The 18,806-nt window shown below is 66.4% G+C and carries 19 protein-coding genes; 11 read left to right on the top strand and 8 right to left on the bottom strand.

From position 1 onward, the window contains the following. Positions 1 to 117: 117 nt before the first annotated feature. Positions 118 to 1,026 (bottom strand): SMP-30/gluconolactonase/LRE family protein, encoded by a 909-nt coding sequence (locus tag OLX23_RS11785; protein WP_264445190.1) that lies wholly within the window; start codon positions 1,024 to 1,026, stop codon positions 118 to 120. A gap of 183 nt (positions 1,027 to 1,209) precedes the next feature. Here OLX23_RS11785 and OLX23_RS11780 point away from each other — a divergent pair, with 183 nt between their 5' ends. Genes OLX23_RS11780 through OLX23_RS11765 form a run of 4 tightly spaced genes read left to right on the top strand, consistent with a single transcriptional unit; the run spans position 1,210 to position 5,385 of the window. Further along, entirely contained in the window at positions 1,210 to 2,520 is a 1,311-nt protein-coding gene (locus OLX23_RS11780; RefSeq protein ID WP_264445189.1) for an LLM class flavin-dependent oxidoreductase, read from the top strand. Between the two features lie 3 nt (positions 2,521 to 2,523). Beyond that, on the top strand, positions 2,524 to 3,492 hold the full coding sequence (locus OLX23_RS11775; protein ID WP_264445188.1) for a hydroxyacid dehydrogenase: 969 nt from the start codon (positions 2,524 to 2,526) through the stop codon (positions 3,490 to 3,492). Then, entirely contained in the window at positions 3,489 to 4,211 is a 723-nt protein-coding gene (locus OLX23_RS11770) for a 4-carboxy-4-hydroxy-2-oxoadipate aldolase/oxaloacetate decarboxylase (protein WP_264445187.1), read from the top strand. The genes OLX23_RS11775 and OLX23_RS11770 overlap by 4 nt, the downstream gene beginning before the upstream one ends. Before the next feature lie 25 nt (positions 4,212 to 4,236). Then, on the top strand, positions 4,237 to 5,385 hold the full coding sequence (locus tag OLX23_RS11765; RefSeq protein ID WP_264445186.1) for an alpha-hydroxy acid oxidase: 1,149 nt from the start codon (positions 4,237 to 4,239) through the stop codon (positions 5,383 to 5,385). On the opposite strand, the gene OLX23_RS11760 is transcribed toward OLX23_RS11765, so the two are convergent. Further along, positions 5,382 to 6,092 (bottom strand): Crp/Fnr family transcriptional regulator, encoded by a 711-nt coding sequence (locus OLX23_RS11760; RefSeq protein ID WP_264445185.1) that lies wholly within the window; start codon positions 6,090 to 6,092, stop codon positions 5,382 to 5,384. The genes OLX23_RS11765 and OLX23_RS11760 overlap by 4 nt on opposite strands. Positions 6,093 to 6,413: 321 nt before the next feature. Between OLX23_RS11760 and OLX23_RS11755 the strand changes: the two genes are divergently transcribed. Next, positions 6,414 to 6,773, top strand: coding sequence for a response regulator (locus OLX23_RS11755; RefSeq protein ID WP_264445184.1), 360 nt, complete (start codon positions 6,414 to 6,416; stop codon positions 6,771 to 6,773). Here the strand turns inward: OLX23_RS11755 and OLX23_RS11750 are convergent. After that, positions 6,770 to 7,792 carry a DNA topoisomerase IB gene (locus OLX23_RS11750; RefSeq protein WP_264445183.1) on the bottom strand — a complete coding sequence of 341 codons (1,023 nt, stop codon included), beginning with the start codon at positions 7,790 to 7,792 and terminating at the stop codon, positions 6,770 to 6,772. The genes OLX23_RS11755 and OLX23_RS11750 overlap by 4 nt on opposite strands. 75 nt (positions 7,793 to 7,867) lie before the next feature. Between OLX23_RS11750 and OLX23_RS11745 the strand changes: the two genes are divergently transcribed. The 5 genes from OLX23_RS11745 to OLX23_RS11725 all read left to right on the top strand — a co-directional run bounded on the left by OLX23_RS11745 (position 7,868) and on the right by OLX23_RS11725 (position 13,175). Further along, entirely contained in the window at positions 7,868 to 9,106 is a 1,239-nt protein-coding gene (locus OLX23_RS11745; RefSeq protein ID WP_264445182.1) for a putative DNA modification/repair radical SAM protein, read from the top strand. A 51-nt stretch (positions 9,107 to 9,157) separates the two neighbouring features. Further along, complete coding sequence (locus OLX23_RS11740; protein ID WP_264445181.1) at positions 9,158 to 9,640, top strand: hemerythrin domain-containing protein; 483 nt, start codon at positions 9,158 to 9,160, stop codon at positions 9,638 to 9,640. Positions 9,641 to 9,686: 46 nt separating this feature from the next. Then, positions 9,687 to 11,051 carry a UdgX family uracil-DNA binding protein gene (locus OLX23_RS11735; RefSeq protein ID WP_264445684.1) on the top strand — a complete coding sequence of 455 codons (1,365 nt, stop codon included), beginning with the start codon at positions 9,687 to 9,689 and terminating at the stop codon, positions 11,049 to 11,051. Between the two features lie 116 nt (positions 11,052 to 11,167). Further along, positions 11,168 to 11,632: a pyridoxamine 5'-phosphate oxidase family protein gene (locus OLX23_RS11730; protein WP_264445180.1), complete on the top strand. Its 465-nt coding sequence runs from the start codon at positions 11,168 to 11,170 to the stop codon at positions 11,630 to 11,632. Positions 11,633 to 11,657: 25 nt separating this feature from the next. Continuing rightward, a complete protein-coding gene (locus tag OLX23_RS11725) occupies positions 11,658 to 13,175 on the top strand; it encodes a PAS domain-containing protein (RefSeq protein WP_264445179.1) in 1,518 nt (505 codons plus the stop codon). Here the strand turns inward: OLX23_RS11725 and OLX23_RS11720 are convergent, their stop codons facing one another. Continuing rightward, positions 13,176 to 14,516, bottom strand: coding sequence for a glycoside hydrolase family 130 protein (locus tag OLX23_RS11720; RefSeq protein WP_264445178.1), 1,341 nt, complete (start codon positions 14,514 to 14,516; stop codon positions 13,176 to 13,178). It lies immediately after the preceding gene. Continuing rightward, positions 14,491 to 16,713 carry a glycosyltransferase family 4 protein gene (locus OLX23_RS11715; protein WP_264445177.1) on the bottom strand — a complete coding sequence of 741 codons (2,223 nt, stop codon included), beginning with the start codon at positions 16,711 to 16,713 and terminating at the stop codon, positions 14,491 to 14,493. The genes OLX23_RS11720 and OLX23_RS11715 overlap by 26 nt, the downstream gene beginning before the upstream one ends. A gap of 348 nt (positions 16,714 to 17,061) precedes the next feature. Here OLX23_RS11715 and OLX23_RS11710 point away from each other — a divergent pair, with 348 nt between their 5' ends. After that, on the top strand, positions 17,062 to 17,343 hold the full coding sequence (locus OLX23_RS11710) for a hypothetical protein (RefSeq protein WP_264445176.1): 282 nt from the start codon (positions 17,062 to 17,064) through the stop codon (positions 17,341 to 17,343). Between the two features lie 6 nt (positions 17,344 to 17,349). On the opposite strand, the gene OLX23_RS11705 is transcribed toward OLX23_RS11710, so the two are convergent. Genes OLX23_RS11705 through OLX23_RS11695 form a run of 3 tightly spaced genes read right to left on the bottom strand, consistent with a single transcriptional unit; the run spans position 17,350 to position 18,754 of the window. After that, complete coding sequence (locus tag OLX23_RS11705; RefSeq protein WP_264445175.1) at positions 17,350 to 17,646, bottom strand: hypothetical protein; 297 nt, start codon at positions 17,644 to 17,646, stop codon at positions 17,350 to 17,352. A 24-nt stretch (positions 17,647 to 17,670) separates the two neighbouring features. Beyond that, a complete protein-coding gene (locus tag OLX23_RS11700; RefSeq protein WP_264445174.1) occupies positions 17,671 to 18,093 on the bottom strand; it encodes a response regulator in 423 nt (140 codons plus the stop codon). A 10-nt stretch (positions 18,094 to 18,103) separates the two neighbouring features. After that, on the bottom strand, positions 18,104 to 18,754 hold the full coding sequence (locus OLX23_RS11695) for a sigma-70 family RNA polymerase sigma factor (RefSeq protein WP_264445173.1): 651 nt from the start codon (positions 18,752 to 18,754) through the stop codon (positions 18,104 to 18,106). Positions 18,755 to 18,806: the final 52 nt, after the last annotated feature.

The raw sequence follows: 18,806 nt of genomic DNA, 5'->3' as shown, positions 1-18,806 counted from the left end.
GCAGAACCGCGGACGGAGCATACGCCGCCAGGCGCAACGACAAAGGGCACGCCCGACCGGACGTGCCCCTTCACCATGCTGCAAATGGCCGCTCCTCGCTCCGGGCGGGAATTCAGCTCACAGCAGCTTGCGCCCGGCCACCGGCACTTCGGCCTTGAGCACGGTCCCCGTCGCGGACTCGGTGAAATAGATCGTGCGATTGCCGGGCCCGCCATAGGCGAGGTTCGTGGTCATCCGCCCCTTGGGCGACTTGATCCGCAAGGTGGGCTCGCCATAGGCGTCGAACAGCCAGACCGAGCCCATGCCGACGTGACAGACCGCGAGGCCGTCGTCCTCGTCGATGGTGATGCCGTCGGGGCCGTGGCCGCCCGACAGCTGGATGAAGATGCCGACCTTGCCCGTCGAGCCATCGGCGTTGAAGTTGATCTTCCAGATCTGGTTGGCGCGCGTCACCGCGAGGTAGAGCGCGTTCTCGGACTTGTTGAGCACGAGACCGTTGGGACTCGGGATCTTGTCGAGCACGAGGTCGAGCTTGCCCGTCGCGGCGCGCAGGCAATAGACGCGGCCATAGGCGTCGGCGAGGCTCGATTGCGCCTGGTCGGTGAAATAGACGTCGCCGTTCTTCGCGACGCAGAGATCGTTGCAGCCGCGGAACGGCTCGAGCAGCCGACGCGTCAGATAGGGCTCGACCGTACCCTTGGCCGGATCGAACTTCATGATGCCATTCTTGAGGTCGGCGATCAGCGCGGTGCCGTCGGCCAGGAACTTGAGACCGTTGGGATAGCCATCGTATTCGGCGCCGACCGAGACCGTACCATCCTGCGCGATCTTGAACACGCGGCCCCAGGGAATGTCGGTGACCCAGAGATCGCCTGCCGCATCGAAGCACGGCCCTTCGAGGAAAGTCGGCGTCGCATTGCCGTGTACCTGCACCGAAGCCCAGTCCGACTTGCGGGTCCCATAGCTCAGCGCCTCGGGGATCACAGCAAAGACCTCTGCCTCGACGCTTGGCGGAATGGGATACATTTTTTACTCTCCTGTCACAAAAGGGATGCACCCAGCCGCAGCACGGCCTATAGGCACCGCCAGTGATTCTTGTCGCATATGGCGCTTATTATGAGTTGCCCGGCGGTGGAAGAGCTTTCAAGCTTCGGCTAGAACCGGAGATGGATCGGATACGTTCGACCCTACCGGGCGAGAGGACAAGCGATGGGCAAATACATTCACCTGGTCAGCTTCCAGATCAATTCCCCGATCAACCACACGGTCCTGTCCTGGGCCGCGCCCGAGGACAACCGGCTCCAGGCACTCGGCGACATGAGCCTGTGGATCGACATGGCCAAGACGCTCGAGCGCGGCCTGTTCGACGCGATCTTCTTCGCCGACACGCCCGGCGTGTTCGACCGCTACATGGACCGCATGGACGACGCGATCCGCTATGGCGTCTGCTGGCCGACGATGGACCCGGTGACCCTGCTCGGCGCGATCGCCGGCGCGACCTCGCACCTCGGTCTCGCCGCCACGGTCTCGACCGGGCCGCACCACCCCTATTCGGTGGTCCGCCAGCTCTCGACGCTCGACTACATGAGCGGCGGCCGCGTCGGCTGGAACATCGTCACCGGCCACCTGCGCGGCGAGCATCGCGCCTATGGCCTCAAGGAACTGCCGCACGACGAGCGCTACGACCGCGCCGAGGAATACATGGATATCTGCTACGCGCTGTGGGACAGCGTGGGCGAAGGCGCGGTGATCGCCGACAAGGCCAGCGGGATCTTCGCCGATCCGAGTAAGGTCAAGCGCATCGAGCACGCGGGCCAGTATTTCAACTGCAACACCGTCGCCCCTGCCCTGCCGAGCCCGCAGGGTCGCCCGGTGCTGTTCCAGGCCGGCTCCTCGGGCCGCGGCCAGGCCTTCGCGATGAAGCACGCCGACGTGGTCTTCGCGATCCAGCCGAACATCCCGGGCATGAAGAAGTTCATGGACGACTTCCGCACCACCGCCGGCCAACTCGGCCGCACCCCGGCGCCCGGCGTCACCTTCGGCATTCAGCCGGTGATCGCGGGCACCGAGGAAGAGGCGAAGAAGAAGCTCAACGACATCGTCGAGCGAATCCCGCTCGAAGGCGCGATCGCGCGGCTTTCGGGCACGATGGGCGTCGACTTCTCGGGCATGGAGCTCGACCAGCCGCTGGTCGAGATGCAGACCCAGGGCTCGCAGGGGCTGATGAAGGCCTTCTCGAACATCGTCGGCGACAAGCCGCTGACCCTGCGCGATGTCGCGATCAAGTGGGGCCTCGCCGTCGGCATGCCGCAGCTCGTCGGCTCGCCCGAACAGGTCGCCGACCAGCTCGAGACGATCTGGCGCGAGACGGGTTGCCACGGCTTCAATGTCACCCCCAACATCATGCCCGTGTCGATCGACGACTTCGTCAACGAGGTCGTGCCGATCCTGCAGAAGCGCGGCGTCTACCCGACCGAATACCTCGGCAAGACGCTGCGTGAGAACGTGGAACTCGCCTGAACCATGACCCGCGAAATCGTCTACATCGTCGATCCGATCCATGCCGCCGGCGTCGAGCGGATCGGCGCCGCGCACGAGGTGGTGCTGCCCGAGCAGGGACCGCTTCACGGCGGCGCCGACCCGCGCGTCGCCGAGGCGAGCTATATGGTCATCCGCACGACGGAGCTGCCCGAAAGCCTGATCGCGTCGATGCCCAGGCTCAAGGCGATCGTGAAGCACGGTGCCGGGGTCGACAACATCCCGATCCCCTTCGCCAGCGAGCGCGGCATCCAGGTCTGCAACACCCCCGGCGGCAACAATTCGACCGCCGTGGCCGAAGGCGCGGTCACGCTGATGCTGGCCGTGCTGCGCCGCGTGCGCGAGATGGACGCGGTTGTGCGCGAGGATCGCTGGAACGAGCGCTGGAAGACGCGGTTGGGTGATCTGACCGAGGCACGGGTCGGCCTGATCGGCTTCGGCCGCATCGCGCGCTTCACCGCCAGGATCTGCGGCGCCGGCTTCGGTGCCGAGCTCGGCGTCTACGATCCGATGCTGTCGGACGATGACGTGATCTCCGCCGGCGCCACGCCGATGAGCCTCGACGACCTGCTCGGCTGGGCCGACGTGATCTCGATCCACGTGCCGCTGACCGACGGTACGCGTAACATGATCGGCGCCGCGCAGTTCGATAAGATGAAGCCCGGTGCGGTGATCGTGAACACCAGCCGCGGCGGCATCATCGACGAAGCCGCCCTGGCTGAAGCGCTCAAGGCCGGCACGATCGGCGGCGCCGGGATCGACGTGTTCGAGGCCGAGCCGCCGCCCGCCGACCACCCGCTGTTCGCGCTCGACAACGTCGTGCTCGGCCCGCATGTCGCCGGCGTCACCGAGGCGAGCATGAAGCACATGGCGCTGCACTGCGCGCAAGTCGTCGAAACGATCCAGCGCGGCGAACGCCCCGCGACCCTGCTGAACCCGGAGATTCTCCCGTGAAGCCCACCAAGTCCGTCATCTACCGCCAGATCCCGCGCCCCGACCCGGCGCTGCTCGCGCGTGCGGCCGAATTCGGCGTGGCCGACCTGCACGGCGCGCTGGGCCTCGTCGCCGGACGCATGAGCCTGATGAGCCCGAATATGAATCCGATCGCCCCCGGCCAGAAGCTCTGCGGCCCGGCGATCACCGCCTGGAACTTCCCCGGCGACAACTTGGCGATCCACATCGCGCTCGACACCGCGCAGGCGGGCGACGTGCTGGTCTTCACCAACGGCGGCGGCCACCAGGGCGCGCTGTGGGGCGACGTCGCCTGCGGCTTCGCGGTCAAGAAGGGCGTCGCCGGCGCCGTGGTCCACGGCGCCTGCCGCGACACCGACGCGATCCGCGAGCTCGGCTTCCCCGTCTGGTCGACCCACGTCTCGGTCGAACAGCCCGAGAAGCGTGGCCCGGCCGCGGTCAACGTGCCCGTCGTCGCCGATGGCGTGCTGGTCGAACCCGGTGACGTGGTCGCCGCCGACGCCGACGGCGTCGTCGTGATCCCGCTGGCGCTGCTGGCGCAGACCGTCGCCGGCGCCGAGGCGCGCGCCGCCAACGAGGTCAAGATCCGCGCGCGCATCGCCGCGGGCGAGCTGCCGCTCGACATCCTCGGCATCCGCAATACGATCGAGACGCTCGGCATCGAGCAGATCGACGGCACCTGGCAGGACGGCCAGGGCTGATCGCGGCCGAACGGGGGATGATGACTTGAAGCCGGCCTACAACATCTGGGACCTGCGCGATCAGGCGAAGCGCAAGATCCCGAAGGCGATCTGGGAATTCATCGAGCGCGGCAGCGAGGATGACATCCTGATCCGGCACAACAACGAAGCGCTGCGCGCGATCAAGTTCGACCTGCGCACCTTGCGCGACGTCACCAAGCGCGACATGTCGATCGAGCTGTTCGGGAAGACCCGCCCCAGCCCGCTGATCATCGCCCCCACCGGCATCGCCGACCTGGCCTGCTATCACGGGGAAAGCGCCATCGCCGGCGCGGCTGCGGCGGCGGGCCTGCCGTTCAGCCTGGCCACGAGTTCGACCACCAGCGTCGATACGATCGCGCAGATCACGTCTGGCGGGACCGGCTTCTGGCAGCAGATGTACCTGTGGGAACGCCGCGACCTGTCGTGGCAGGTGGTCGACCGCGCGGCAGAACTCGGTGCCGAGGCGCTGATCGTAACGGTCGACGTGCCGATCTGGCCCAACCGTGAATTCAACAAGCGCAACGGCATGGCCAACCCGATCAAGGCCAATCCACTGCTCGCCTGGTCGATCATGCAGAAGCCCGGCTGGATGACGACGGTGCTCGGCCGCTACGTGCTGAACGGCGGCCTGCCGACCTTCGCCAACTATCCGGCGGAAGTGGCGAAGACCGGCCGCGTGACCAATTCGCCCTCGGTGACCTGGGACGACGTCCGCGAACTCAAGCGCCGCTTCCCGGGCAAGCTGCTGCTCAAGGGCATGCTCAACCGCGAGGACGTGATCGCCGCGGCCGACCATGGCGTCGACGGCGTGGTCGTCTCGAACCACGGCGGCCGCACCTTCGACGCGGCGCCGGCCTCGATCGAGGTCCTGGCCGAAATCGTCGATGCCGTCGGCGATCGCATGACGGTGATCTTCGACAGCGGCATCCGCCGTGGCAGCGACGTGCTCAAGGCCATGGCGATAGGCGCCCACGCGGTGATGATCGGCCGCGCGACGCTCTATGGCGCCGGCGCCGGCGGCCAGCCGGGCGCCGCCCGCGCGATCGATATCCTCAAGGAAGAGATCAGCACGGCCATGGCGATGGTCGGCGCGACCAGCCTGCGCGAACTCGACCGCGGCTTCCTGCGCCGCGAGACCGTGCCCGGGCTCTAACTCTCGGGGTACACCCCGCCGAGCACCGTATCGAAGTGCTGCTTGACCAGTTCGTTGCACTGGCAGGCGCGCGCGCGCAGGGCTTCGGGCTCAAGCACCTTCAGACCGCCACGGCGGGTCTGGATCACGCCATCGGCCTTGAACCGCTGGACCACGCGGCTGGCATAGGAGCGACCGATGCCCATCATAGCGGCCAGTTGCTCCTGCGTCATCGTGATCTCGGACTCGCCGGTTCGCTCCATCGCCGCGGTCAGCCATTTCGCCGCGCGCTGCTCGATCGTGTGCGTAGCGTTACAGGCCACGGCCTGGAACACCTGCGCCATCATGCAATCAGCATAGCGCGCGAAGAGTTGGCGGATCTGTGGCGATTCCTCCTTGATCTTCTCGAGATCGGCCGAGGCGATGCGAAAGAAGCTGCCCTCGTGCATCACGCAGGAGCGCGCGTAACATGGCACCCGCCCCTGGCTGACGATGCCGCCGAGCGCGCCCTCGCGCCCGACCATCGTCGTCTCGACGACTTCGCCGTTTTCCATCGTGACGAGGAACACCGCCAGCGCCGCGTCGCGCGGAAAGTAGGCATGGCGCACGACCTCACCGGGCTCGTAGATCGATTCGCCTGCGGAAAGCTGGACCTCGGTAACGAACGGTTTGAGCAGCGCGCGGTCCTTCTGTCGCAGCGCTCCCAGCAAATTGCTGCCCTCCAGCATCCCCTAACCTCTTCACGCCAAACTAAAACCCCATCTCGGGCGAACGGTGCAGGCGAAGAAAAGTTCCACGAAAATGACCACAAGTGGACAGACAGCTCGGAACTATGTGCTATGGTGCACATAGGCCGCACTGTCGCTTCGATGCGGGAGCAAGCGCGGCCAGCGGGCATCCTGATCGCCGCAAAATGTCGCACGCAAGGGTCGTGCTCGATTCGCCAGCGGGGCAACCACCGCCGATCGCACGAATCGCGCCTCCTGCCGCATCGCGAACTTTTCTTGTGGTCTAAGATGAGAAATATAGGTCGGATCGGGTACGGATAGATGGCAGAAGTTCCGCGGACGGCGCTCGTCGTCGAAGACAATATGATCATCGCCATGGAGGCCGAGGAAATCCTGCGCGACCTCGGCTATGAAGATTGTCATGTCTGCGGTTCGGTCCGCAGCGCTCTCAAGCTGATTGCCGACCATCCGATTACTTTCGCCCTGCTCGACATCGACCTGGGCAGCGAGACCAGCGAGGAAATCGCCTCGACGCTTCTCTCTCAGGGCACGCCGTTTATCTTCGCGAGCGGCTACAACGAATATCCCGAACTCGCCAAGGACCTGATCGAGGTGCCGGTGGTGACCAAGCCATACACCGCGAGCGACGTCGCCGGCGTGATCGAGAAGCTGGGGCTCTAGCCCGTCCCCAACGCCGCGATCGCGCGCGGCGTTTCCAGGAAATCGATTAGCCCGCGCTCCACGCGGCTGAGCCATTGCGTCTTGCGCGGCAATTGCTCGGGCAGTTCGGCGATCGGTGCCTCGCCCTTGGCCGCCGCCGTGACCGCGGGGTGGATGTAGGACTTGCGCACGATCGCCGGCGTATTGCCCAAGTGCTCGGACACCGTCGCCAGCATGGCCTTGAGCGGCACGTCGGGATTCTCCACGAGCATGCCGAAGGCCAGCGCCGAAGCGGTCCAAGTGCGAAAATTGCGCGCGGTGAAGGCCTCGCCCATCGTCTCGCGCAGGTAGTCGTTGACCTCGGCGCTATCGACGGGCTCGACGCTACCGTCGTCGGGATCGACATATTGGAACAGGTGCTGACCGGGTAGGTCCTGCATCTTGCGCACGCAGCGGATCAGCGCCGCGTCGCTGCAGGCGATCTCCTGCTGCTTGCCCGACTTGCCGCGGAAGCGCAGCCGCAGCAGCCGTCCTTCGATCTTGGCATGGCGGTTGCGCAGGGTCGTCGCGCCGTAGCTCTTGTTCTCGCGCACGTAGCACTCGTTGCCGACCCGGATCGCGCCGGTATCGAGCAGCGCGACCACCGAAGCGACCGCGCGGTCGCGCGTCAGCTTGCGGCCGGCCAGATCCTCGGCAACGCGTTCGCGCAACTTGGGCAGGGCACGCCCGAAAGGCGCGCAGAGCTCGAACTTTCGCGCCTCGCGCTCCTGTCGGTAGTCGGGGTGATAGCGATACTGCTTGCGCCCGCGCGCATCGAAGCCGACCGCCTGCAGATGCGCATCGGCGCGCGGCGCGAACCAAGCGTCGCGATAGGCCGGCGGCAGCGCCACGCGGTTGAGCCGCACGACTTCGTCGGGATCCCTGATGCGCTGACCTTTCGGATCGAAATAAGCCCACTTGCCGCGGAGCAGCCGCCGCGTGATCCCGGGCGTGCTGTCATCGACGAAGGTCAGCGAGGCGCGCGAAACTCTGTCCAGCATGACCCTGCAACGCATGGCCCGCAAAAGAGTTGTCGAACGCTGGACAAAATCCCAGACGGAACATATAAAGAACTTATGCCGCATATGTCGTTGAAACAGAAGCTGGAAGTTCTCGCCGACGCCGCCAAGTACGACGCCTCCTGCGCCTCGTCGGGCACCGCTAAGCGCGACTCTCGCGGCGGCGGCATCGGCTCGACCGAGGGCATGGGCATCTGCCACGCCTATGCGCCCGACGGCCGCTGCATCTCGCTGCTCAAGATCCTGCTCACCAATGTCTGCGTGTTCGATTGCCACTACTGCATCAACCGCAAGAGCTCGAACGTGCGCCGCGCGCGCTTCACGGTCGACGAGGTCGTCCAGCTCACCTTGGGCTTCTATCGCCGCAACTACATCGAGGGGCTGTTCCTCTCTTCGGGGATCATCCGCTCGTCCGACTACACGATGGAGCAGATCGTCGAAGTGGCACGGCGGCTGCGCGAGGATCACCAGTTCCACGGCTATATCCATCTCAAGACGATCCCCGATGCCGATCCCGCGCTGATCGAGGCGGCGGGGCGCCACGCCGATCGCATTTCGATCAACGTCGAGCTGCCGACCGTGGCCGGGCTCAAGCGGCTCGCGCCGGAAAAGTCGGCCGATCGCATCGGCAGCGCCATGGCGGGGATGAAATCGGCGATCGTCGACGCGCACGACGCCAGCCGGCGCTACAAGGCCGCGCCGCGCTATGCGCCGGCGGGCCAGTCGACGCAGATGATCGTCGGCGCCGACGCCGCAACCGACAGCCAGATCATCTCCAGCGCCTCGGGCCTCTACGAAAGCTTCGGCATGCGCCGTGTCTATTACTCGGCCTTTTCGCCGATCCCCGATGCCAGCGCCGTACTGCCGCTCAAGCGCCCGCCGCTGCTGCGCGAGCATCGGCTCTACCAGTCCGACTGGCTGATGCGCTTCTACGGCTTCCGCGCCGAAGAGGTCGGCGCCGCGACCGAGGATGGCATGCTGCCGCTCGACATCGATCCCAAGCTCGCCTGGGCGCTCAAGTTCCGCGACCGCTTCCCGGTCGACGTCAACCGCGCCGATCGCGAGCTGCTGCTGCGCGTGCCCGGGCTCGGCACCAAGGCGGTCGACACGATCCTTGCGGCGCGGCGGCACCGCCGGCTGCGGCTCGACGATCTCGGCCGGCTGACGCGTTCGGTGACCAAGCTGCGCCCCTTCATCACCACGGCCGATTGGCGCCCCGCCGCGCTGATCGACCGCGCCGACCTGCGCGCGCGTCTGGCCCCACCCACCGAGCAGCTAGAACTTTTCGCCGCCTGAGCCGTTGACCCTGCGAAGCTCAAGAGAGCCCGAACTCAGGAGAAAAGTGTCATGGCCGAAGCCCGTATCTTTGCCGACCTGAAGAAGGATCACGATCGCCAGCGCAAGCTGCTCGAAGACCTGGGCGAGACCCAGGGCGCGAGCGACGAGCGCAAGGAACTGTTCGAGACGCTGCGCCGCGAACTCCAGGCCCACGCCGCGGCCGAGGAGGAATCGCTCTATGCGACGATGCTCGGCTGCCCCGACCTGCGCGAGGACGCGCGCCATTCGGTCAGCGAACACAAGGAGGTCGACGACATGCTCGGCGAGCTGGTCGAGATGGACATGAGCTCGAGCGGCTGGCTCATGAAGTTCAAGGAGATGCGCCACCGCTACCTCCACCACATCGACGAGGAAGAGGAAGAGATGTTCCCCGCCGCGGCCAAGGGCCTGACCAAGGAGGCCGAGGATCGCATCGCCAAGGTGTTCGAGAAGCGCAAACCGCGCGAGCTCGAACGCGCTGCTGCCGAAATGCCCGGTGACGCCCGCGAATAGCTCGACGCCCGAGAGTAAACCCGCCCCTGCCAGCCGTGCGCGTTTCCTGACCGTGCGGCTGGCGGCCGAGGACGATTTCGACGGCTGGCGCGACGCCGCACGCCGCCTTGCCGGGGCGGCCATTCCGCCCGACATGGTGATCTGGCAGGTCGGCGAACACGGCGGCGAGCTTTTCGCCGATGCCCTGCCCCTGCCGCCACCGCCGAAGACCGAGCTGCGCGTGTCGCGGGCCTTCGTCGAACTGGCGCAATCGGCGATCCTGCATCGCGATCCCGAGCGCTTCGCGCTGCTCTATCGCCTACTGTTGCGCCTCGCGAACCACACGGCGTCGATCGAAGATCATGCCGATCCGCTGATCCGGCGGATCGAGATGCTGGCCAAGGCCGTGCGGCGCGACATGCACAAGATGCACGCCTTCGTCCGCTTCCGCGAACTCGACGATGAGTTCGTCGCCTGGTTCGAGCCCGAGCACCACATCGTCCGCGCCAATGCCGGCTTCTTCGTCCGTCGCTTCGCGGCGATGCGCTGGTCGATCCTGACGCCCGAGGTGTCGCTGCACTGGAACGGCGAGATCCTGCACGAAGGCCCCGGCGCTGATCGCTCGCAGGCGCCCGACGGCGACGTGCTCGAAGAGGTATGGAAGGCCTACTATGCGTCGATCTTCAATCCGGCACGGCTCAAGGTCGGCGCCATGCTTAAGGAAATGCCGCGCAAGTACTGGAAGAACATGCCCGAGGCCGAGCTCATCGCCCCGCTCATCGCCGGCGCCCAGGCGCGCGAGGCGGGCATGACCGCGCAGGTCGTCCCCGAGCCCGAGCGGGCGCGCACGCTCTCCGGCCTGCGCGAGGAAGCTCAGGCCTGCCGCCGCTGCCCGCTTTGGCAGGACGCGACGCAATGCGTGTTCGGCGAAGGCCCGACCGACGCCAGGATCATGGTGGTCGGCGAGCAGCCGGGCGATGAGGAGGACAAGGCCGGGCATCCCTTCGTCGGCCCTGCCGGCGAGGTTCTGGCGCGCGCGATGGACGAGGCCGGGATCGACCGCGGCCGCATCTGGCTGACCAATGCGGTCAAGCATTTCAAATTCGTCCGGCGCGGCAAGCGGCGCATCCACCAGTCGCCGACCGCCGGCGAGATCCAGGCCTGCAAGTGGTGGCTCGACCAGGAAATCGGTCTGCTGCGCCCCAAGGCGACCGTCATGCTCGGCGCCAGCGCGATCCGCGGCGTGACGGGCAAGGCCGGCGCGGTCGGAGCATTGCGCGAACACGGCCTACCGCTGGCTCACGGAATTGGCATCGCCTCCTATCACCCGTCCTATATCCTGCGGCAGCCCGATCGCGACGCCTCCGACCAGGCCTATGCCGCGCTAGTCACCGACCTGCGCCGCGCCGGTTCGGAAGCTGGATCGGACTGAGACAGAAGCTTGAGACATGGGCGCGGAAATACGGCGAATTGCCGGAACGAGCCCCCGGCCCCCGCGTTGATCCTGCACAAGCGCCCGAGGCGTCCGTCAAAGAGCAGGAGAGACCGATGAAAAAGGAACTGCGCGAGGAATTCTGGCACGCGTTTGAGAAGAGCCCCTTCATCATGCTGCGGCTCGAAGGCAACGGCGGCCACGCCGAACCGATGACCGCCCAGCTCGACAAGGAAGCGATCCACACGATCTGGTTCTTCACCTCGAAGGACAACCGCATTGCCGCCGGTGGCCGGGCCATGGCGCAGTTCTCGGCCAAGGGCCACGACGTCTTCGCCTGCCTCGCCGGCAATCTGGTGGAGGAGACCGACCAGGCGCGGATCGACAAGCACTGGTCGAAGGAGGTCGAAGCCTGGTTCCCGCAGGGTCGCCACGATCCCAACCTCAAGATGCTGCGATTCGAGATCGACGACGCCGAGGTCTGGACCGTCGAACTCGGCCTGTTCGGCACCTTCAAGATGCTGACCGGGCAGGAGGTCAAGTCGAGCGAGATGGGCCAGCACGCCACGGGCCTGGTCTGACACGCGGTCGCAGAGGGATAGGAACGTGAGCGAAGCCTGGTCGAGCCTGGGCGCAGAAGCCCGGCGGCTGGCGATCCTGCGTTCCTATCCGGTCGACCGCCCCGGCATCGGCGAACAGCTCGATCGCCTGGCCTCGCTGGCGGCCAAGCTGTGCGACGCGCCGATCGGTCTCGTCAGTCTGGTCGAGGCAGATCGGCAAAGGTTCGTCGGGCGCAGCGGGCTCGAAGTCGAGGGCACGCCGCGCGAGCAGGCCTTCTGCGATCTCGGCCGGCTGGCCGACGACGGCATGATCGTGCCCGACGCGCGCGACGATTCGCGCTTCCGCGACAATCCGCTGGTGACCGGCGATCCAGGTATCCGGCTCTATGCCAGCCAACCGCTGCGATCGCTCGAAGGCGCGCCGCTGGGCACGCTCTGCGTCATCGACACGCGCGCGCGCACCGACCTGACCCATGAGCAAATCCAAGGCCTGCGCACCCTCGCCGATGCGGTGATGGGCCTGCTCGAACGCTGGCGGCTCGATACGCGCAGCCGCGCCGACGCCGCGCGTTCGAAAACCGCGCTGCACGACCTCGAACAGCGGTTCCGGGTCATGGCAGACGTGATGCCGCAGATGGTCTGGTCGAGCCTAGCCAGCGGCCGCTCCGACTACTTCAACCGCTTGTGGTGCGACTATACCGGCATGCCGGCCGAAGCGAGCTATGGCGAAGGCTGGATGCAGTTCCTCCATGCCGACGATCTGGCCGAGGTCGAACGGGTCTGGCACGAGGCGGTGCGCACCGGCGGCACCTACGAGCTCGAATACCGCCTGCGCCGCGCCGACGGCGAATATCACTGGATGCTCGTGCGCGGCATGCCGATGCGCGACGAGCGCGGCGAGATCTATCGCTGGCTCGGCACCTGTACCGACATCCACGAGCACAAGGCCGCGGCCGAGCAACACGCGCTGCTGACGCGCGAGCTCAGCCACCGCATCAAGAACATCTTCGCGGTGATCGGCGGGCTCATCACCTTGTCACTGCGCCGCAGCCCCGCGCTGACCGAACTCGGCGGCGATCTCCAGCAGCGTGTGCTGGCGCTGGGCCGCGCGCACGACTTCGTCCGCCCGCACAGCGAGCAATCGCGCTCGGCGCTTTCGCACAACAGCCTGTTCGGCATGCTCGAAAGCCTGCTCGCCGCCTATCAGACAGCCCCGGGCGAACGCATCGCGCTGCAGGGCGAGGACGTGCGCATCGACGACCGCTCGACCACCCCGCTGGCGCTGTTCTTCCACGAGCTGGCGACCAATGCCGCGAAATACGGCGCGCTCGCCACCGAAACCGGCCGGATCACGATCGTCTCGACCCCGGCGGAAGACTGCGTCGAACTATCCTGGCACGAGAGCGGCGGACCGCCGGTAAAGCCAGATCCCGCGCCGGGCTTCGGTTCGCAGCTGATCGAGATCAGCACCACGCGCCAGCTCGGCGGCACACTCCGGCAGGACTGGCACGAGGACGGCCTGCAGGTCAGCGCCCGCATCCCGCTGCAGATGATGGCGCGCTGATTACCCCAGCGAGGCGATCAGGTCTTCGATCCCGACCGTGGCGAAGCCGATCGCGCTGTCCGAGATGCCATAGGGCATGAACAGCGTCTCGCCGACCTTCATCGCGCCGCAAGTGTAGACCACGTTGGGCACGTAGCCCTCGCGGTCGCTGTCCTTGGGCGAAAGGATCGGCTTCTCGCTGCGCGCAAGCACCTTCGAGGGAATGTTGCGATCGAGCAGGATCGCACCGATCGAATACTTGCGCATCGCGCCGACGCCGTGGGTCAGCACCAGCCAGCCGTGATCGGTCAGGATCGGGCTGCCGCAATTGCCGATCTGAATGAATTCCCAGGGGAACTTAGGTTCAAGCAGCAGCACCCCGTCGTCGTCCCAGCGGTCGATCCGATCCGAGGACAGCAGGTAGAGGTTCTTCCCGTCCTGACGACCGATCATGTAATAGGAGCCGCCGAGCTTCTCGGGGAACAGCGCCAGCCCTTTGTTGCGCCCCGCCCGCCCCTCGATCGGGCGCAAGCGGAAATCGCGGAAATCGCGGGTGGTCATCAGTTCGGAACGGATCTCGCGGCCGTTGTAGGCGGTATAGGTGCCCACCCATTCGAAAGTGCCGTCGCCATTGTCAAAATGGACCAGGCGCAGGTCTTCCAGCCCGCCGCGCTGATGCTCGGTGATGGGAAAGATCACCGAACCCGATAGCGTCGATTCGGGATGACGCCGGACGTGGACGTCGTCCGCCACCTCGGGCGCGTGATCGTGCAGCATCGACACCGCCGTGGCGACATTCGGTTGCGGCCAGAGGTCGAACACACCGTCAGGCTCGACGATTCCTTCGCGGAAGGCGATCGAGCTGATGTGCCCTTCCCCCACCGCGCGCATCGACATGACGAAGCGCACGGCCCCGCCGGTCAGCCCCGACTGATCGGGATGCACGACCACGCTGGGGTTCATCAGCGCCGCGGCCTGGTAAGAATATTCGTGGCAGAAATAGGCGCCGATCAGCCGGCTGCGCTCGAGCGACAGCGTCTTGGGCAGGCGCAAGGTCGCCGAAACCTCGGCCGCGCGTTCGTCGAACACGCGTTCGGTTTGCCAGTGCCGCTCGGAAAAGTCCGACAGGATCGCGCGATACTCGGCGTGGACCTCCTCGTCGCTGAGCGCGAGGATGTCCGAAACCAGCCGTCCCGCGCGCGAGGAGCTGTGGCCCGAGGCCTGCCAGCCCAGATGGAACGGCCGGATCACCACGCGCGACGGCGTCGCGACCAGCTTGCGCTCGTGCAGGTTCAACAGGCCACTACCCGAACCGGGCTCGGGCAGGGCCTCTGCATCATCCTTGATGGCTCTGAGCCGCATCTTCCCTCCAGTCGGGACCGGCACATCCCAGCATTTGCTCGAAACCATAATAGGCCAGTTGGAACGCGAGCAGCGATTCCGCGCCGACGTTCTGGTTCGCGCCGAGCGGAGTCACCCCGTCCATGCACGAGCCGAGCTGCAGATCGGCCAGCGGCACGTTGCGATCGTTTTCGCCGAGGAACCAGCGATAGGCGCGGCGTCCGTGTTCGAGCCACAGGGTCGAGGCCGGATCGCAGCGCCGCGCCGCGGCACAGGCGTCGATCGCCGCCCAGGCTTCGAGCGGTTGCTGATCGAACGGCAGGATGTCGCCGCCACGGCCGAAGCTCTCCGAACCGACCGGGCGGAACTGCCCCCCCGCGCCGCACTGGTTGGCCATGACCCAGCGCAGGCTGTCGAGCCCCGCTTCGATCCAGGCCGGCCGGCCGCTGACCCGGCCGCAATCGATCAGCGCCTGCGACAGGCGCGGGTTGTCGTAGCCGATCACCGTCTCGAACCAGGTCCAGTCGGGCCGGCGCGTGCGGCACAGCAGCTTTTCGAGCATGTCGCCGCAGCGCCCGACGATCGCCTGCGCGACGCGGTTGCCAGCATCGACCTCGAGCAGCGCGGCAGCGCCCAGCGCGGCGAACGCGATCGAACGCGGCGCCTCGAACTCGAAAGCGATTTCGGCGTGGCTGGCGAAACCCTGTGCGGCCCAGTTGCGCAGACCGACGATGCGCGAGTGCGCCGCGGTGTCGCCCAGTGCCCAGATCGCGCGACCGTTGCTGTCTTCCGAACCGACGTCCTCGCACCACGAGCGATCGTAGTTCATGAAGTTGCGGAAGCGCTTTGCATCGGGGTTCCAGGCATATTGCAGGAACGATGCGAAGGTGCTCGCCCGCCGCAGTTCCTCGCCCGGGCTGCGCCAGGGCACGCGGTTGACCAACATCAGCGCACGGACGTTGTCGTCGAGGCAATAGCCGTGATGGCGGTTGGGCACGGCATAGTGCCCATGCTGGAGCATGCCGGTACCGTCGCAGAGTGCATCGAAGGCGGCGAGCCCCGGCGCGATCCGCTCGACCGTCGCCGGCAGGGCCCTCCCCGGCGCCACCGCGGTTTCGAGCATGGCCTTGGCATTGGCCGCGAAATGCCGCCAGATCGTCTGCCGGCCTCGCCGATAGGTGCGCAGTTGCAAGGCCTCGAGCTCACCCTGATGATCGAGCAACCGCGTGACGGCCTGGGCGATCGCCTCGGCATCGCTGGGCTCGACAAGCATTCCACCCGTGTCCGACAGCAGCTCGCGCGCATGGATATAGGGGGTGGAGACAATCGCCCGCCCCAGCGCGACGGCATAGGAGAGCGTGCCCGAAGTCGCCTGCTGGAGGTTGAGATAGGGCGTCATGTAGATGTCGCAGTCCTCGAGCATCGCGACGAGTTCGTCGGTGTCGAGGAAGCGGTTGACCCACTCGATATGCCCGCCGACGCCGAGGCTTTCGGCCAGGGCTTCGAGGCTCTGGCGATAGGCCTCGCCGTGCCGGCGCAATTCGTTCGGATGCGAGACGCCAACGATGCGATAGACGACCTCGGGATGCCGCGCGACGATCGCCGGCAGAGCCTCGATCGCGGTTTCCAATCCCTTGCCCGGTCCAAGCAGACCGAAGGTCATCAGCCGGCGCACTGTTCCGCCGTCGTCGAAGTGCGACAGACGCAGCGGCCGATCGGGCGCGCCGTGTTCGATCACGCTCACTCGATCTGCCTGCGCCTCGTAGCGCTCGATCAGCAGACGGCGCCCGGTCTGGCACATTACCATGATGTGGCTCGCGCGCGCTACCAGCCGGCGAGTGATCGCGTCTTGCTTGGCCGACGGATGCGACAGCACGGTGTGCAAGGTGACGATCAGCGGCGCCGCGATCCGCTCGACGAGGCCGAGCACCTGCTCGCCGCAATCACCGCCGAAGATGCCGAATTCGTGCTGGAGCCAGACGGCATCGACGCCGTCCTCGTTCATTCGGCGCGCGGCTTCGGCATAGGACGCGGGCTCGGATCGCCGAATCTCGGCGTGGGCACGATCGTGGACCACGGGGTCTTCGGGGTCCTGCAGCGCATAGACGTCGAGCTGCGTCTCGGGCTGGAAAATGGCGAACTGTTCGAAGATGTCGGTGGTGAAGGTCGCGATCCCGCACTTGCGCGGGGCGAAATTGCCAACGAGCGCCACGCGCATCGACCGCGCCGACGGGTGCGAGCCGGGGGTTCTGGGTTCGAGTGAAACGACCGCCGATGCAGGATCGCAAGCCGGCCGATCGCCACCGTTTCCCAGAAGCACGTTCTCCATGATTGACCCTTCTCGGTTGCAGGCGCGCGTCCGCCCGCACGCCGCTCCTCCTTGAACGACCTGCGCCCGCGAAGGTTTCTTGCACTGCACAAATTCGGGACGAAGCGATGGCGCGCGCCGCTGGACGCAATCCAACGAGCGCAGGGCTCGACCGATCGCGCTCGGGGAACGCCGACAAAGCCACGGCATTTTCGCTGGTGAACACACGGGGCAGCGCGGGCAGACCAGGAGATCGCCATGTCGCGCTCTGAAGAGCACAGCCGCCCCGCCGTCCATGAAACGGGAAATTCGCCACCCGGCGCTGGAGAAAACCGCGCTTCGGCGACCATGGCGATCATGCTGGCCGCGCTGGCGATGATCGCTATCGCCGGTTTCTGGATGATCGGTACCGAGGCCGCGAACGTGGCGCGGGGCGAATACGAAGCGTTTGCAGAGCATCAGGCCGCTGCGAAGTCCGATAGGAGAGCACCAGCACCGAACCGGGGCTATGCTATCCAACCCCAGGCGTCGATCAAGTAAAGCGGATCAGCCGGCGGGCGCGGCCTGCTGGGGACCATCTGCGGCATCCTTGCGGTGGGGCGACAGCAGATAGCGCCAGACGCCCACCGCATTGATCACCAGTAGCACCACGTTCTGCATGCCGATGCCTTCGCTGTCGGGCTGGAGAAAGCCCCATGCGATCAGCGCGAGCGAAGAGGTGACGAACACGACCATGGCATAGCCGGTCCATTTCCGCCCGAGGTCGAGCGAAACCAGCAAGGCGGCGATCGTCGCCGCGACGGCGCCGTAATATTGCAGCCCGGTCAGGACAGCCTCGTTCATCGCGGCACCGTCAGAAGGAAGGGGTCATTTCGCCGTGCGGAAGCACAGGTTCAGCTCGGGCGGTACGTGCTCGGCCTCGCCGTTCATCGCCATGGTCACGGCCGCGAGGATCGCGTGATGCGAGAACGGCTTCTGAACCACGCCGAGCGCAGTTGGCGCCGGCGTGGCGATCTGCGCGGGATTGGCGGTCACATAGACGATCACCGTGCCATAACGCTCGGCCAGCTGCTGCGCGATCGTCTGCCCTGAGGGGCCATCGCGCAGATTGAGATCGACGAGCGCCACTTGCGGCGGCTCGTCGAGCGCGTGCGCCGAGGCCTGATCCGGCACGATGCCGACCACCTTGTGGCCGGCATCGGTGAGGATGTCCTCGAGTTGGAGCGCCACGAGAAATTCGTCCTCGACGATGAGGACATTGGCACTTGCACGGGTCGTCGTTTGCAACATTCGCGCTTCTTCAGGCTGCCCGGGCGTCCAGGCTCTGGGGCAGGTTTTCGGGATTGGCGATGCGCGCCAGTTCCGCGAAGAACGCACTGACCGCGTCGCCCGACAGAACGAAGTTGTGACGGAAGTCCGGCAGCTTGCCCGAAGCGAGAACATGGCTGAGCATGGCCCGCGCGCGGCAGATGCGGCTCTTCACCGTGCCCAGCGCAATTCCGCAGATATCGGCGATCTCTTCGTAAGACAGGCTGCCGATGGCAACGAGGATCAGCGCCTCGCGATAGGTGTCGGGCACCACGGCCAGCGCGCGCAAAACGTCCGAGAGTTCGACCGCGCTCTCCTGCGAGGCCGGTGCGCGCAGCACGCGTTCCGCGACGCCTTCATCGTAGTCGCCATGGAAGCGAGCGCGACGCGCCTCGCTGTAGAAGTGGTTGCGCAGGATCGTGAAGGTCCAGGCCTTGAAATTCGTCCCGGCGCGATAGCGGTCGCGCGCAGCCCAGGCGCGCAGCAATGCCTCCTGGGCAAGGTCGTCCGCACGATCGCGGCAACCGCAAAGTCCCCGAGCAAAGGCACGAAGATGGGGTGCGACTTCGGTGAGCGCGCGCTTGAAATCCCTGTCGCTGAGGGGGGCGAATTCGCGCTCGGCCGGCTCAGCCGCCTCATTCATCTCCACCGCCATGCGATAACCTCCGCTTGTTAGTCCTTGACCCCATTAACTG

This window comes from Novosphingobium sp. JCM 18896 (assembly GCF_025938095.1).
Classification (GTDB): Bacteria; Pseudomonadota; Alphaproteobacteria; order Sphingomonadales; family Sphingomonadaceae; genus Novosphingobium.
This window is presented reverse-complemented; position numbering and strand designations above follow the sequence as displayed.

Excerpts from the sequence above, each read along its gene's own strand:
- OLX23_RS11780 (WP_264445189.1), top strand. The coding sequence starts at position 1,210 with ATGGGCAAATACATTCACCTGGTCAGCTTCCAGATCAATTCCCCGATC.
- OLX23_RS11785 (WP_264445190.1), bottom strand. The coding sequence starts at position 1,026 with ATGTATCCCATTCCGCCAAGCGTCGAGGCAGAGGTCTTTGCTGTGATC.
- OLX23_RS11745 (WP_264445182.1), top strand. The coding sequence starts at position 7,868 with ATGCCGCATATGTCGTTGAAACAGAAGCTGGAAGTTCTCGCCGACGCC.
- OLX23_RS11720 (WP_264445178.1), bottom strand. The coding sequence starts at position 14,516 with ATGCGGCTCAGAGCCATCAAGGATGATGCAGAGGCCCTGCCCGAGCCC.
- OLX23_RS11715 (WP_264445177.1), bottom strand. The coding sequence starts at position 16,713 with ATGCGCGTGGCGCTCGTTGGCAATTTCGCCCCGCGCAAGTGCGGGATC.
- OLX23_RS11755 (WP_264445184.1), top strand. The coding sequence starts at position 6,414 with ATGGCAGAAGTTCCGCGGACGGCGCTCGTCGTCGAAGACAATATGATC.
- OLX23_RS11710 (WP_264445176.1), top strand. The coding sequence starts at position 17,062 with ATGTCGCGCTCTGAAGAGCACAGCCGCCCCGCCGTCCATGAAACGGGA.
- OLX23_RS11760 (WP_264445185.1), bottom strand. The coding sequence starts at position 6,092 with ATGCTGGAGGGCAGCAATTTGCTGGGAGCGCTGCGACAGAAGGACCGC.
- OLX23_RS11750 (WP_264445183.1), bottom strand. The coding sequence starts at position 7,792 with ATGCTGGACAGAGTTTCGCGCGCCTCGCTGACCTTCGTCGATGACAGC.
- OLX23_RS11730 (WP_264445180.1), top strand. The coding sequence starts at position 11,168 with ATGAAAAAGGAACTGCGCGAGGAATTCTGGCACGCGTTTGAGAAGAGC.
- OLX23_RS11705 (WP_264445175.1), bottom strand. The coding sequence starts at position 17,646 with ATGAACGAGGCTGTCCTGACCGGGCTGCAATATTACGGCGCCGTCGCG.
- OLX23_RS11695 (WP_264445173.1), bottom strand. The coding sequence starts at position 18,754 with ATGAATGAGGCGGCTGAGCCGGCCGAGCGCGAATTCGCCCCCCTCAGC.
- OLX23_RS11700 (WP_264445174.1), bottom strand. The coding sequence starts at position 18,093 with ATGTTGCAAACGACGACCCGTGCAAGTGCCAATGTCCTCATCGTCGAG.
- OLX23_RS11740 (WP_264445181.1), top strand. The coding sequence starts at position 9,158 with ATGGCCGAAGCCCGTATCTTTGCCGACCTGAAGAAGGATCACGATCGC.
- OLX23_RS11775 (WP_264445188.1), top strand. The coding sequence starts at position 2,524 with ATGACCCGCGAAATCGTCTACATCGTCGATCCGATCCATGCCGCCGGC.